Here is a 14595-nt window from a genome sequence, read left to right on the forward strand (position 1 = left end):
AATGGAGATAGTTTTTGAAGATTTCCAAGAGGCTTTATCGAAAATAAAATCGCTACGAGAAAGCGCTAATATAATAGAAGAAACTGTTCAAAGAAGTGTAAGTGAAATTGTTCAAAACGTAAGGAAGAGTAAAGATGAGGCTTTATCGTTCTATACAAAAAAGTTTGATGGTGTAGAGACAAAAGATTTTCGTGTAAGTGAGGAAGAAATAAAACAAGCAAGTAAGTTTGTAGAACAAGCTTTTTTAGAAGCGTTAAAAGAGGCGAAGAAAAATATTATCTCGTATCACGAAAAGCAAAAAAGACAATCTATGTTTGATTGCGTGAGTGAAGGGGTAATTAGAGGGCAGCTTATTCGTCCGTTAGAAAATGTAGGTGTATATGTGCCGGGCGGGACTGCTTCGTATCCTTCATCAGTATTAATGAATGTATTGCCAGCAAAACTCGCAGGAGTGAAAAAAATTGTAATGGTAACACCGCCGAAGCAAGGAGGAATTGATCCGCATATTTTAGCTGCTGCAAGTCTTGCAGGTGTAGATGAAATATATATGGCCGGTGGTGCTCAAGTAATTGCTGCTCTAGCATATGGAACGGAATCGATTCCTAAAGTAGATAAAATAGTTGGGCCAGGGAATTTATATGTCGCGCTAGCGAAGAGAGAAGTATATGGGATAGTCAATATCGATATGATTGCTGGACCATCAGAAATTGTAGTTATCGCAGATGAAACAGGAAATGCCGAATATATTGCTGCTGATTTATTATCACAGGCAGAACATGACGAGAGGGCAACAGCTATTTGTATTACAACAAATATAAAGCTTGCTAAAGAAGTAGAAAGAGAAATAGAAAGGCAGCTAGAGACGTTGCCTAGAAGTGAAATCGCTCGTGAATCCATAAAAAGAAATGGAGCAATTTTTATTGTCCCTTCTTTAGAAGAGGCGTTTCATTTATCAAATGAAATCGCTCCAGAACATTTAGAGTTACACATAAAAGAGCCAATGAATGCTCTAGCTTATGTAAAGCATGCTGGATCAATTTTTCTTGGCCCATATGCACCTGAACCGCTCGGAGATTATTTGGCGGGGCCGAATCACGTATTACCGACAAGTGGAACGGCAAGATTTTTTTCTCCGTTATCCGTCGATGATTTCGTAAAAAAATCAAGCTTCGTTTCGTATACGGAAGAAGCGTTAAGAAGTGTACAGCATCATATTGTAGAACTTGCAAATAAAGAAGGTTTACATGCACATGCAAGAGCAATCCAAATTAGGTTTAAGGAGGAAGAATAATGCGCGAGTCTAGTCAAGTACGTGAGACGACGGAAACAAAAATTAAATTAAGTTTGCAACTTGATGAAAGTACGAATGTTTCTGTGCAAACGGGAGTTGGATTTTTTGATCATATGCTAACTTTATTTGCTAGACACGGAAGATTTGGTTTGCAAATTGAAGCTGAAGGTGATGTATTCGTTGATGCTCATCATACGGTTGAAGATGTTGGAATTGTACTCGGAACTTGCTTGAAAGAATCATTGCAAAATAAAGAGGGGATTAACCGTTACGGCTCAGCGTATGTACCGATGGATGAATCTTTAGGATTTGTCGCGATTGATATAAGCGGGCGCTCATATATTGTATTTCAAGGTGAATTAACAAATCCGAAGCTAGGGGATTTTGACACAGAATTAACGGAAGAATTTTTTAGAGCAGTTGCTCATGCTGCAAATATTACGTTACATGCTCGCATTTTATACGGAAGCAATACACATCACAAAATTGAAGCTTTATTTAAAGCGTTCGGTCGAGCGCTTAGAGAGGCAGTCGATAAAAATGCCAATATTAATGGTGTAAATTCAACGAAAGGGATGTTGTAATTGATTGCAATTATAGATTATGGAATGGGAAATATTCGTAGTGTGGAACAAGCATTAAAATATATTGGAACAGAGTACATCATAACGGATGATAAAAAAGAAATATTGAGAAGTGATGGAGTTATTTTACCAGGAGTAGGCACATTTCCGAAAGCGATGGGCGTTTTAGAAGAAAAAGATTTAGTATGTGTGCTAAAAGAAGTTGGGAGCTTAGGAAAACCGCTTCTGGGTATTTGCTTAGGAATGCAGCTTTTATTTGAGAAAAGTGAGGAACTACAAAATTGTAACGGATTAAATTTATTGCCAGGTGTTATTCGAAAGTTAAAAGTTCCTTATAAAATTCCACATATGGGGTGGAATGAATTAAAAAAAGAAGGAGAAATATCGCTTTGGAATGGAGTAGAGGACGGTTCTTTCGTATATTATGTCCACTCTTATTATGCAGATTGTCCGAATGAAATTGTGTATGGGGCAAGTGAATATGGTGTGAAAGTACCTGGTTTTGTAGCAAAAGGAAATATATTTGGCGCACAGTTTCATCCTGAAAAAAGTGGGGAAATTGGGATGCGAATGTTGAAAAATTTCAAAGGGGTGGTAGAAGCATGGAAATCTTCCCAGCTATCGATGTAAAAGAAGGACGATGCGTCAGGCTTTATCAAGGAGAGTTTAGTAAAGAAACGGTGATGAATGAAGATCCAGTCGCACAAGCAATCATATTTGAAAAACTTGGAGCGAAAATACTACACGTTGTTGATTTAGATGGAGCAATTGTTGGGGAGTCAGTAAATTTACCTGTCATTGAAAAAATATGCAAGGCGGTACGTATTCCGGTGCAAATTGGAGGAGGAGTTCGGTCACTCGCGGCAGTGGAGAAGTTGTTGTCAGTAGGTGTAGAAAAAGTGATATTAGGAACGGCTGCCCTTTACGATAAATCATTTTTAGAAGAAGCGGTTCGTCTATATAAGGAGCAAATCATAGTTGGAATTGATGCGAAAAAAGGTTTCGTAGCAACGAGGGGCTGGTTAGATGTGTCTGAAATTTCGTACATCGATTTAGCGAAGCAAATGGAAAGTGTAGGTGTTCAAACGATTGTGTTTACGGACATTTCAAAAGATGGGACACTTGCAGGACCAAATTTTGAGCAATTAGAGTTACTGCAAAAAAGCGTGGGTATTCGTGTGATTGCATCTGGAGGTGTCGCATCTATTCAAGATGTGAAAAGATTAAATGATATGAACATATATGGCGTCATTATTGGGAAGGCACTTTACGAGAAAACGATTGATTTAGAAAAAGTGTTACAGGTAACAAAACTATGTTAGCAAAACGAATTATTCCATGTCTAGATGTGAAAGAAGGGCGGGTAGTAAAGGGTGTGAATTTTATAGGGTTACAAGACGTCGGTAATCCTGTTGAAATAGCCGCATTATATAATGATGCGGGAGCAGATGAAATCGTATTTTTAGACATTACTGCGACGCATGAAGGGCGAAAAACGATTATAGATGTTGTAGAACAAACAGCCTCAAAGGTGTTTATTCCTCTTACAGTTGGCGGGGGGATTTCAAGTGTTAAAGATATGTACAATTTACTAAGAGCTGGAGCAGATAAAGTTTCAATAAACTCAGCGGCAGTGAGAAATCCGAAGTTAATCCAGGAAGGTGCGGAACATTTTGGCTCACAATGTATTGTCGTAGCAATTGATGCTAGAAAAGTAGCAGAAGATAAATGGAATGTATACGTAAATGGCGGAAGACTTAATACGGGAATGGATGCAATCGAATGGGCGAAGCGCGTTGTTAAGCTCGGGGCAGGAGAAATTTTGTTGACGAGTATGGATGCAGATGGAACGAAAAACGGATATGATCTTCGTTTAACAGGAGCAATTTCAAACAGCGTTTCTGTTCCAGTAATCGCATCAGGTGGATGTGGTCATGTGGATCACATTATAGAAGTATTTCAAAAGACAACAGTTGATGCAGCATTAGCGGCATCAATCTTTCATTATGGTGAAGCGACTGTACAAGATGTAAAGAGAAAATTAAGAGAAGCAAACGTTGAGGTGCGGTTATGAAACCTAATTTTGCAAAAGGATTGATACCAGCTGTTGTTATCGAGGAAGATACGAAAGAAGTTTTAATGTTAGCTTATATGAATGAAGAAGCGTATGACAAGACGCTGGAAACGAAAAGAACATGGTTTTATTCCCGTTCGAGACAATCGTTATGGAATAAAGGAGGTACATCGGGAAATGTCCAATATGTGCAATCACTTTATTTAGACTGTGATCAAGATGCAATCGTTGTTGTCGTAAAGCAAGTAGGGCCTGCTTGCCATACGGGAGAAAAAACGTGTTTTCACTACAAAATTATATAGGGGGATACATATGGAAGATATCCTTAAGTTATTATTTGAAACAATTGAAGAACGAAAGAAAAATCCACTCTCTGAATCATATACGAATTATTTATTTTCAAAAGGTGAAGATAAAATTTTAAAGAAAATTGGTGAGGAGTGCACCGAAGTAATTATTGCGTCTAAAAATAATGATAAAGAAGAAATAGTAAAAGAAATGGTTGATGTGTTCTATCACTGTTTTGTTCTATTAGCCGAAAAAAATATTCCATTAGAAGATGTCATGCAAGAAGTGAAAGAAAGAAATGGAAAGCTTTCGCGAGTAGGGGACAGAAGAGAAATAGATACATTATAAGGGGGAATATGGATGAAAGTGGACTATCATATTCATTTAGAAGAAGGACCATATTCAATAGGGTGGCTAGCTAAAATAAATGATGCGCTACAATATTTTGAACCGCTTAAAGAAGAAAAACATTCTATGGAATGGCTTATGAAAACACAAGAACGCCTGCAAAGACGTGTGAAGGAAGGTCCATTTACAGCGAAATGGATTGATTTATATTTAGAAGAAGCTGTGCGAAAAGGTATAAAAGAAGTTGGTATTGTCGATCATTTATATCGTTTTCATGAAGCGAAAGGATATTATGAAAAGTATGTAGATATTAGTGATTCTAAGCTTGGTCGCCTGCAAAAAGAATGGTTAGATCAAGTAAGAGTAACGTCTATTTATGATTTTACAAAGGCGATTGAAGAGGCAAAAGAGCGATGGAGTAAACGAGGGATAACGCTCAAACTTGGAATTGAGGCGGATTATTTTATCGGGGGTGAACAAGAGTTAAAAGGTTTACTAGCATTAGGAGACTTTGATTATGTAATCGGTTCGGTCCATTTTATAGATGGATGGGGATTTGATAATCCAGATACGAAAGAGTATTTTGGTACGCATGAGTTACATACTTTATATCACACGTTTTTCGCTACAGTTGAAAGTGCTGTTCGTTCCGAGCTTTTTGATATTATAGCTCACCTCGATAACATAAAAGTATTTAATTATCGATTGGATGAGAATGAACAGCTTTCTTATTATAAGGAAATTGCTCGTGCGTTAGTGGAAACAAATACAGCAACAGAAATAAATGCGGGATTGTACTATCGATATCCTGTGCGCGAAATGTGCCCAAGTCCGCTTTATTTACAAGTATTAGCTAAGCATGGAGTTCCGATTACTCTATCCTCAGATGCCCATTATCCGAATGATTTAGGAAAGTATGTGGAAGAGAATATAAAGACATTACGCAATCATGATATTTCTCACATAGCTACATTTACGAAACGAGTAAGAACGATGAGATTGCTTGAAGAAGAAGGAATAATTTCAAAATGAAACACGATTTTTTGATGAAAATCACCCTTTTTGTTCAAAATAAGAAAGAATGAAAAGGAGGATGAAAAATGGCGAAACAACAAAATAAACAAAACGTACAAGCGGCAGATCAAGCCTATACTTCTGAAACAAATAATACTGCTAACTCAGTTATTGAGGAACAAATTAGCGATACAGTTGCAGAAGGAACAATCGATGCGAAGCTTGGGAAAGAATCGCAAGAAAAAGCGTAAAAAGAGGGGAGAGTTGCATCTCCTCTTTTTTTATGGAAAAGTGTCGATTTTCAAAACTATAATCAAATTCCTTGGTTTTTATATGTAGATTTCTTACAATGAAATATAAGAGATATCATATTTTGTATAGAAGAGGTGTTAGTAGTGGCGAAAATATTAGTAGCAGGGAAAATTCCAGAAATCGGATTAGAATTATTGAAAAATCATGATGTAGAAATGTACAATAAAGAAGAATTAATTAGTGTAGAAGAGTTAGCAGAACGTGTAAAAGATAAAGATGCACTTTTAAGCTTACTTTCTACGAAGGTATCGAAAGAGGTTATTGACGCAGCACCAAACTTGAAAATTATCGCAAATTATGGTGCTGGTTACGATAATATTGATTACACATATGCAGGAGAAAAAGGAATTGCGGTAACGAATACACCGAAAGTATCAACTGAAGCGACAGCAGAATTAACATTTGCACTTCTTTTAGCAGCTGCACGTAGAATTCCTGAAGGTGATACGTTATGTCGTACAACTGGATTTAACGGATGGGCACCGTTATTCTTCTTGGGCCGCGAAGTACACGGTAAGACAATCGGAATTATTGGCCTTGGAGAAATCGGGAAGGCAGTTGCAAAGCGTGCGAGAGCATTTGGAATGAATGTTTTATATACAGGACCAAATCGAAAGCCTGAAGCTGAAAGTGAACTGGAAGCGACATACGTAACGTTGGAAGAATTATTACAAACAGCGGACTTTATTACAATTAACTGTGCTTATAATCCGAAATTACATCATATGATTGATGAAGAACAGTTTAAAATGATGAAGAAAACAGCATATATTATAAATGCTTCACGTGGACCAATTATGAATGAATCAGCACTTGCTCATGCACTAAAAACGAATGAAATTGAAGGTGCAGCTCTTGACGTATTTGAATTTGAACCGAAAATTACAGAAGAGCTAAAAGGATTAAAGAATGTAGTACTTGCTCCTCACGTAGGAAATGCAACATTCGAAACACGTGATGCAATGGCTGAAATGGCAGTAAGAAATATTTTAGCTGTATTAAATGGTGAAGAACCTGTAACACCTGTAAATCAAAAAGTATTAGTTACAAAATAAAAAAACCTTCCGAAATACGGAAGGTTTTTTTATTTTTCTTTATTCGCTTTTTTAGAAGGTCTTTGTCTAATAAATTGAGATAACATATACAAAATGTATAGTGGAATGGCAATGAATAAGAAAACAGAAATGTTGCCAAAACTTGTTTGGTACATTGTGATAATAATTCCAACTAAAAATAGTGTAATAATTATGCTATATCGTGGAATTGGTACATCTTTTAAACTTGGGATACGAACACGGCTCACCATTAAAAATGCGAACGTTACGAATACGGTAATGAGAACGATTTTTGGAATGGTATGTGAAAATAATGTTAAGAAAGCAACAAGCCCTCCTGCTGCAGTAATCGGAACTCCAGTGAAATATTTCATAGAAGTAGAAGATGGTGTTACATTAAATCGTGCTAAGCGATATGCTCCGAACAGAGGGAATAATCCCGCTATGTATAGTCCAATGATTCCGTAGTTGGAAAAAGATGTGTAATACATTAAAACAGCAGGTGCTGCGCCAAATGTTACAACATCCGCGAGTGAATCAAGCTCTTTTCCCATTTGTGAATCAACGCGTAATAAACGAGCGACACGACCATCAAGACTATCTAACATCATCCCGATCAGTACTAAAATAGCAGCTGATTTATAATATCCTAAAGATGCATAGCCGATTGACAAAAATCCGCTATATAAATTCCCGAGCGTAAATAAGTTTGGAATAGCTGCTCTATACAAAATCTGATCCCTTGCTTTCTGTTATAAATTCTTAATTAGTGTATGAAAGTTTACTTATTTTATCATACCATAAATTTCTTTCTCAGACGAAAAAAATTCCCAATTTGTGAAAGATTGTATAGAAGATAAATTTGAAAAATAAGTAAAAAAAGGAAGCAACTTTTGTAAAGTTGCTTCCTACACTATTCAAATTTCGTTGTCATCGTTCCGGTTTTATATCGATTGTTAGGATCAAAGCGTAATAAATCTCCATAAATGAGTTTGTCGGATAATTTTAATTCTGTTTTTGCTTTTTCAATATAAGGCTGACATAGTGTTAAATCAGCTTCTTCACCTGTGCTTCTTTTATAGCACATATTTTTTGTATAAACATAATCTTCCGAAACAAAACTGCCGTCCCGCATTACCATAAGAGGGTCTTTTTCTTTCGTAAATAAGTCTGTTCCAAATTCTACGGATTGATTTGTTTTAATACCAAGTAAATGAAGTAACGTTGGTTTAATATCAATTTGACCAGATACTTTAGAGATGACTTTTCCTTCTTGGCCAGGCACATGAATAATGAGAGGGACGCGTTGTAATTGCATAGAATCAAACGGTGTAATAGCGTCTTTCCCAAGGAACTGAGCCATAGCTGCATTATGGTTTTCAGAAATGCCGTAATGATCACCATAAATGACAATAACGGAATTATTATATAGTCCTTCGTCTTTCAATTGTTTAATAAATAATTTAAGAGCTTCATCCGTGTAACGAACGGTTGGGAAGTAGCGATTTAAAACACCACTTTCGGAATTAAATTCATCAACATATTGATCTTCTGGATTTAGAAGAAATGGAAAATGGTTTGTTAACGTAATAAATTTTGTATAGAACGGTTGTGGTAAAGATTTTAACTTTGGAATAGATTGCTCAAAGAACTCTTTATCTTTTAATCCCCAACCGACAGACATTTGTTCCGTTCCTACGTAATCATTTAAATTAAAGTAACGATCATATCCAAGCGCAGGATACATTACGTCACGATTCCAAAACGTTTTATCGTTTGAATGGAAGACAGCAGAAGAATATCCGTATTTCTTTAATTGTTCTGGTGTGGCAGTGTATTCATTTGTTGCATGAGTAAAGAATACAGAACCACGGTCTAACGGATAAAGGGAATTTTCAACGATAAATTCAGCATCAGAAGTTTTACCTTGTCCCGTTTGATGATAGAAGTTATCGAAATAAAAACTATCTTTAATAAACTCATTTAAAAATGGAGTAATCTCTTTTCCATTTATTTTTTTATTAATAACAAAACTTTGTGTAGATTCCATTGAAATTAAAATTACATTTTTACCCTTTGCAGCTCCAAATAAGTTTTTATCAACTTGTTTATCTTTTGAGTCTGTATAGTTTTTAATTTCAGAGAACCCGTCTCCACTTGCAAATACACGCTCAGCTGAAGACTTAGATTGAAGTGTAATATCAAATAGATGATATGTGTATAACCCTAAATTTTTCACGACAGTTTGACGATCAAACGAGCGTGAGAACATTTGTGGTTTATATATAACTGAAACAACAATTTGTAGTGCTAATAATACTGTTACGCCGCTAAAGAAAGTTCGCTTCTCAGAGCGAGAAAGGGGTGTTTTATCACCGAATGATGGGAATTTACGCGAAATAAACATTAAAATAATTGCGTCTGCAAATAAAAGTAATGTTTTATACGTAAAGAGTTCTTTTATACTCGTCCCTAAGTCAGCCATATTATTTGTTTGGAATAAAACAGGGAAAGTAACAAAATCGTTATAGAACCCGTAAAACATTGCATTTCCAAATAAAATAAATGACAGTATAAAACTAATTACAATAATAATTCGGTTTCGGTACTTAGATGCAAGTAAAGCGAAACCAAAAAATAAAAGCAACGAAGCTAGTGGGTTAATAAAAAGCATAAACTCTTCAAAGAAGTTATCAATTCTAATATCAAATGCTAGCTTGTACACAATATATGTTTTTATCCATAATAAAACGACTGCAACTAGTGCAAATCGCAGTTTTGGAAACAGATTTTGTAGCATAATATACTCCTCTCCTAAAAGCATGACGGTTCTTGTGAGCCGGTTTGATTAGCGCCTCATTTTATATATACGAACAGTCCTTTGTTATTATGTTTATTATACTATGAGTATCATTATACGAAAATAAAAGAGAGTTGTGGGCTTTTTTATAATAATTGAGTAGAAAAAGGGCAGTGGGAGACAATAAAACGGAGTTTCTATGTATGATAATTATCGTGCGCAAAAAGAATCGAGTAATAAAACGGAGGTTATAATGCGAAAATTATTATATTTTATAGTATGCAGTAGTGTTATACTTTTTGCTTCACCGAGTGTGTCGGTAGCACAATATGATGCACCCCTTATGGAAGATGCCCTTTATTCTGTTTTATTTCCAAAAATAAATAAGGCAATTGAAAAACAATATGGGAGCTTGAAGCCTTATCAATGTCCTAAAATTATTAGTTTAAAAAAAGTGTATAGTGGTACATATTTATTTCAAGCGAGTATTGAAGTAACGAAGTATGAACAGGTTGGTGGGAAAATTGTTCCACCATTTGAGAAGGTAACGGTTACATTTAATAACGAAGAGGGCGAATGGGAAGTGACAAAGGTTTCAGTAAAGCGCTTACCAAATGATACAAAATTAAACTGTAAAAAAACAATATAAAAAATTGTTTGACAAATAAAATGGTCCTTTGGTATTGTTAATAGCAACAATTAGATGTTTGAAAATTAAATAGACTTACCTCATCTACTCTCAAAGGTAGAGGCCGCGATAGGAAAGAGTAAGCTATGGGAGATTTAATGGAATCTGTGATCATAGGTTGAAAGGGACTATTGCCGAAATATAAGAATAACCATCTTATTCATATATTGGGACTGCATTGAATAAATGTAGTACTGTCATAAAATTTATTTTATGAAGAGCTATTTGGAGATGTTGATGCGGTTTCTTATTTTGAGGAGATAACAACTCGTTTATTTTTTCAATATATATTTTTCCTAATAAGAAACGCGTGTGAACATTGTTCCGCGCGTTTTTTGTCTATCTAAAAGCGTGCTGCAATGAATAGAAGATTGGGGTTATGAGTTTTAGAGGAAATAAGGGAGGAATTCAAATGTATTTACACGGCACAAGCCGAATCAATGGGCAAGGACACTTAGAAATTGGTGGGTGCGATACGACGCAGCTAGCAAAACAATACGGAACACCACTTTATGTATACGATGAAGAGTCTATTCGAGGAAAGTGCCGCGCGTTTCATCGTGCTTTTAAAGAAAGTGGTTTCTCTTATCAAGTAGCATATGCAAGCAAGGCGTTCTTGTGCATGGAGATGTGCCGAGTAGCTCGTGAAGAGAATATGTCTTTAGATGTTGTTTCAGGAGGAGAATTATATACTGCGCTCCAAGCTGGTTTTCCGGCATCGCGTATTCATTTTCACGGAAATAATAAAACAGAAGAAGAAATGATTATGGCTCTTCAGGCGAATATCGGTTGTTTTGTAGTAGATAATTTCTTAGAATTAGAAATCTTACATGATTTAGCAATGCAACATGGGAAATTTGTGAACATATTAATCCGTGTAACGCCTGGAGTAGAGGCACATACACACGAATATATAACAACAGGTCAAGAGGATTCAAAATTTGGATTTGGTGTTTCAAATGGTCAAGCGATGCAAGCAATTGAGCTTGCCTTGCAAAAATCAAATTATAATGTGCTAGGAATTCACTCGCACATCGGATCACAAATATTTGAAACGGCTGGATTTGTTCGAGCAATTGAAGTACTCCGCCAATTTTTAGAAGAAGTGAGAGAGCGAACACATTATGTGATGAAAGTATTAAATGTGGGCGGAGGTTTCGGTATACGTTATACGGATTCAGATACACCGTTAACACTTGAAACGTATGTGCACGCTGTAACAAGTACGATAAGAGAACAATTTACATTATGTGAATATCCGCTTCCAGAAATATGGATTGAACCAGGTCGTAGTATTGTAGGTGATGCTGGAACAACACTTTATACAGTCGGAGCGGTGAAAGAGATTCCTGGCATTCGGAAATATGTTTCAGTCGATGGTGGAATGACAGATAATTTAAGACCAGCGCTATACGGAGCCCGTTATGAGGCGATGTTGGCGAATCGAGGGAATGATGAGAATGAGGAACTCGTTTCGATTGCTGGGAAATGCTGTGAAAGTGGAGATATGCTGATTTGGGATATTAACTTACCGCAAGTTGCTTCTTCTGATTTACTAGCAATTTCTTGCACGGGGGCATATGGGTACTCGATGGCGAATAATTATAATCGTATTCGTAGACCAGCTGTCGTCTTTGCAAAAGGCGGGACGTCACAAATTGTCGTAGAACGTGAAACATATGAAAATATCATTGGGAACGATCGCATACGTATTAAAGAGCTGGTGTGAATGAGAAAGAAGGAGTTGTCTAGTAAAGGCAGCTCCTTTTAAAAAAATAAAAATAATTAAATATATCGGAAAACTAGGATTGAAAAAAATCAGAATTGTGATAAAATACAAATACAAAGCTTATCAAGAGAAGCTGAGGGAACTGGCCCTACGAAGCTCGGCAACCTGCTTATAGAAAGCAAGGTGCTAAATCCAGCAAAATGGAATCCATTTTGAAAGATAAGGTAAAATATATTACCGAACAGTCTTTTCGAAATGGGAAAGATTTTTTTTATGAATAAAAAGGGGGGCTGTTTGCGTGAGCGTACGGGAGCATTTTGATGAAGTATCTGAGAAAATTCAAGCGATGCTTGCTGATATGAAATATGGTTCCATTACAATTGTTGTGCAAGATGGAAAAGTGATTCAATTAGAAAAAAGTGAAAAGGTTCGTTTAAAGTAAAAAGCGCTGACTAGAAAAACTAGAGGCGGTTTTAATCTATTTTTAATAGGTTAAAGCCGTCTTTTTGCTTTTACAGGGGGAAAAAACATGTTGACGTACGAAACGTGGAAAGAAAATAGTGTTTCATTTTCTGAAGAAGATGAAACGAAAGGCGCGCTATCAGTATTAAGTTGGGCTTATAACGAATATAAAGATGAAATTGTATATGCATGTAGCTTTGGGGTGGAGGGAATGGTTTTATTGCATCTTATAAACCAAGTAAATCCATCTGCTAAAGTTGTATTTTTGGATACAAATGTTCATTTTCAAGAAACGTACGAATTAATTAAGAAGGTACGCGAGAGATTTCCTTCATTAAATATTATAGAAAAACAGCCAGAACTTACACTCGATGAACAAGCGAAGCTTCATGGAGAGAAGTTATGGGAAAGTAATCCGAATCTTTGCTGTAGTATTAGAAAAATTTTACCGTTAGAAAAATCATTAGCAGCGGAAAAAGCGTGGATATCAGGCTTAAGAAGGGAACAATCAGAAACGCGTAAGCATACACAGTTTATAAATCAAGATCGTCGTTTTCAATCTATTAAAGTTTGTCCGCTCATTCATTGGACTTGGAAAGAAGTTTGGCGATATGTATATAAACATAGTTTGCCGTATAACCCATTGCATGATGTTGGCTATCCGAGTATTGGGTGTGAGAAATGTACATTACCTGTAGGTGATTGTGGCAACTCAAGAGATGGAAGATGGGCTGGGAAAATGAAGACGGAATGTGGCCTTCACTTTCAATGAGATAGATTTTGAAATAAAGCTAAGAAGGGATATAAGAAGATGAGTACAACAAATGAATTAGTAAACCGCATTGATGAAACATATGAAATATCGAACATTGTAAAGGAAATCGAGATGGACAAAATTGCACTTAGTGATTTAGAACTTTTGGCGACAGGAGGATATAGCCCTCTTACAGGATTTTTAGGGAAGAGAGATTATGATTCAGTAGTAGAAACGCTTCGTTTAGCAAATGGTAGCGTATGGAGTATACCGATTGCACTACCGGTAACAGAAGAAGTAGCCGAGAAACTGCAGGCTGGAGAGGAAGTAAAACTTGTCAACGCCGGAAATGTATATGGTGTTATTCAAATAGAAGATATTTTTGTACCAGATAAAGAAAAAGAAGCGTTACTTGTATATAAAACGACGGATGAAGCACATCCAGGGGTGAAAAAATTATATGAACGACCAAACGTTTACGTTGGAGGAGCTATTATTCTTACAAAACGCTTTGGAAATAATCCGTTTCCTTCTTATCATTTAGATCCAATTGAAACGAGAGAAGAATTTAAAAAACGAGGTTGGAAAACAGTAGTTGGATTTCAAACGAGAAACCCAGTACATCGTGCCCATGAGCATATTCAAAAATCTGCCCTTGAAATTGTAGATGGTCTCTTTTTAAATCCGCTCGTTGGGGAAACGAAGTCAGATGATATTCCTGCTGATGTAAGGATGGAAAGCTATGAAGTATTACTTCAAAACTATTATCCGAAAGATCGTGTCTTTTTAGGTGTATTTCCTGCAGCAATGCGTTACGCAGGACCAAGGGAAGCGATATTTCATGCACTAGTAAGAAAGAACTTTGGTTGTACCCACTTTATTGTAGGGCGTGATCATGCTGGGGTAGGGGACTATTACGGAACATATGAAGCGCAGGAAATCTTTACGAATTTTACAGTAGAAGAGTTAGGGATTACGCCGTTATTTTTTGAACATAGTTTTTACTGCACGAAATGTGAAGCAATGGCTTCAACGAAAACATGTCCGCATGGAAAAGAAGACCGTGTCATTTTATCGGGTACGAAAGTACGAGAAATGTTAAGGAATGGTGAGATTCCGCCAAGTACATTTAGTCGTAAAGAAGTAGTGGAAGTGCTAATTAAAGGTTTGAAAAAAGAAGTAGTAACAGAATAGGG

17 protein-coding genes and 2 riboswitches are annotated in these 14595 nt (G+C 36.3%); of the genes, 15 read left to right on the forward strand and 2 right to left on the reverse strand.

The features are described 5' to 3' along the window. The first annotated feature begins 1 nt into the window (after position 1). The 10 genes from hisD to QCI77_RS07295 all read left to right on the forward strand — a co-directional run bounded on the left by hisD (position 2) and on the right by QCI77_RS07295 (position 6966). The gene (gene hisD / locus QCI77_RS07250) at positions 2 to 1291 is read left to right on the forward strand and encodes a histidinol dehydrogenase (RefSeq protein WP_061675104.1); all 1290 of its coding nucleotides are present in this window, start codon (positions 2 to 4) and stop codon (positions 1289 to 1291) included. Beyond that, complete coding sequence (gene hisB / locus QCI77_RS07255) at positions 1291 to 1875, forward strand: imidazoleglycerol-phosphate dehydratase HisB (protein ID WP_002030662.1); 585 nt, start codon at positions 1291 to 1293, stop codon at positions 1873 to 1875. The genes hisD and hisB overlap by 1 nt, the downstream gene beginning before the upstream one ends. Next, positions 1876 to 2505, forward strand: coding sequence for an imidazole glycerol phosphate synthase subunit HisH (gene hisH / locus QCI77_RS07260; protein ID WP_002168816.1), 630 nt, complete (start codon positions 1876 to 1878; stop codon positions 2503 to 2505). After that, positions 2478 to 3197 (forward strand): 1-(5-phosphoribosyl)-5-[(5-phosphoribosylamino)methylideneamino]imidazole-4-carboxamide isomerase, encoded by a 720-nt coding sequence (gene hisA, locus QCI77_RS07265; protein WP_044437953.1) that lies wholly within the window; start codon positions 2478 to 2480, stop codon positions 3195 to 3197. The genes hisH and hisA overlap by 28 nt, the downstream gene beginning before the upstream one ends. Further along, a complete protein-coding gene (gene hisF / locus QCI77_RS07270; protein ID WP_044437955.1) occupies positions 3191 to 3949 on the forward strand; it encodes an imidazole glycerol phosphate synthase subunit HisF in 759 nt (252 codons plus the stop codon). The genes hisA and hisF overlap by 7 nt, the downstream gene beginning before the upstream one ends. Continuing rightward, the gene (gene hisI / locus QCI77_RS07275) at positions 3946 to 4251 is read left to right on the forward strand and encodes a phosphoribosyl-AMP cyclohydrolase (RefSeq protein WP_002086731.1); all 306 of its coding nucleotides are present in this window, start codon (positions 3946 to 3948) and stop codon (positions 4249 to 4251) included. The genes hisF and hisI overlap by 4 nt, the downstream gene beginning before the upstream one ends. A 10-nt stretch (positions 4252 to 4261) precedes the next feature. Then, positions 4262 to 4585, forward strand: a complete 324-nt coding sequence (gene hisE / locus QCI77_RS07280; RefSeq protein WP_002011702.1) for a phosphoribosyl-ATP diphosphatase — start codon at positions 4262 to 4264, stop codon at positions 4583 to 4585. A gap of 12 nt (positions 4586 to 4597) precedes the next feature. Continuing rightward, entirely contained in the window at positions 4598 to 5617 is a 1020-nt protein-coding gene (locus tag QCI77_RS07285) for a histidinol phosphate phosphatase domain-containing protein (protein WP_002030669.1), read from the forward strand. Between the two features lie 68 nt (positions 5618 to 5685). After that, positions 5686 to 5850: a YozQ family protein gene (locus QCI77_RS07290; protein ID WP_002030670.1), complete on the forward strand. Its 165-nt coding sequence runs from the start codon at positions 5686 to 5688 to the stop codon at positions 5848 to 5850. 135 nt (positions 5851 to 5985) lie between these two features. Beyond that, on the forward strand, positions 5986 to 6966 hold the full coding sequence (locus tag QCI77_RS07295) for a 2-hydroxyacid dehydrogenase family protein (protein WP_002011699.1): 981 nt from the start codon (positions 5986 to 5988) through the stop codon (positions 6964 to 6966). A gap of 29 nt (positions 6967 to 6995) precedes the next feature. Here QCI77_RS07295 and pssA read toward each other — a convergent pair whose 3' ends face one another. Both pssA and QCI77_RS07305 read right to left on the reverse strand, forming a co-directional pair. Further along, positions 6996 to 7697 (reverse strand): CDP-diacylglycerol--serine O-phosphatidyltransferase, encoded by a 702-nt coding sequence (gene pssA, locus QCI77_RS07300; RefSeq protein WP_002011698.1) that lies wholly within the window; start codon positions 7695 to 7697, stop codon positions 6996 to 6998. Positions 7698 to 7879: 182 nt separating this feature from the next. Beyond that, positions 7880 to 9766: an LTA synthase family protein gene (locus tag QCI77_RS07305; protein WP_353824707.1), complete on the reverse strand. Its 1887-nt coding sequence runs from the start codon at positions 9764 to 9766 to the stop codon at positions 7880 to 7882. A gap of 253 nt (positions 9767 to 10019) precedes the next feature. On the opposite strand from QCI77_RS07305, the gene QCI77_RS07310 reads away from it, so the two are divergent. The 5 genes from QCI77_RS07310 to sat all read left to right on the forward strand — a co-directional run bounded on the left by QCI77_RS07310 (position 10020) and on the right by sat (position 14593). Next, positions 10020 to 10415: a DUF3888 domain-containing protein gene (locus tag QCI77_RS07310; RefSeq protein WP_176280957.1), complete on the forward strand. Its 396-nt coding sequence runs from the start codon at positions 10020 to 10022 to the stop codon at positions 10413 to 10415. An 89-nt stretch (positions 10416 to 10504) separates the two neighbouring features. Further along, positions 10505 to 10686: riboswitch (Lysine riboswitch) on the forward strand. A gap of 180 nt (positions 10687 to 10866) precedes the next feature. After that, positions 10867 to 12183, forward strand: coding sequence for a diaminopimelate decarboxylase (lysA, locus tag QCI77_RS07315; protein WP_002126306.1), 1317 nt, complete (start codon positions 10867 to 10869; stop codon positions 12181 to 12183). Between the two features lie 117 nt (positions 12184 to 12300). Then, a riboswitch (SAM riboswitch) is annotated at positions 12301 to 12409 on the forward strand. Positions 12410 to 12481: 72 nt separating this feature from the next. Beyond that, the gene (locus QCI77_RS07320) at positions 12482 to 12625 is read left to right on the forward strand and encodes a YezD family protein (protein WP_000116159.1); all 144 of its coding nucleotides are present in this window, start codon (positions 12482 to 12484) and stop codon (positions 12623 to 12625) included. 87 nt (positions 12626 to 12712) lie between these two features. Beyond that, positions 12713 to 13417 carry a phosphoadenylyl-sulfate reductase gene (locus QCI77_RS07325; protein WP_353824708.1) on the forward strand — a complete coding sequence of 235 codons (705 nt, stop codon included), beginning with the start codon at positions 12713 to 12715 and terminating at the stop codon, positions 13415 to 13417. Between the two features lie 39 nt (positions 13418 to 13456). Beyond that, positions 13457 to 14593: a sulfate adenylyltransferase gene (gene sat / locus QCI77_RS07330; RefSeq protein ID WP_088039038.1), complete on the forward strand. Its 1137-nt coding sequence runs from the start codon at positions 13457 to 13459 to the stop codon at positions 14591 to 14593. Positions 14594 to 14595: the final 2 nt, after the last annotated feature.

The organism is Bacillus cereus group sp. MG9 (genome assembly GCF_040459995.1).
In the GTDB taxonomy this organism is placed as follows: Bacteria; Bacillota; Bacilli; order Bacillales; family Bacillaceae_G; genus Bacillus_A; species Bacillus_A mycoides.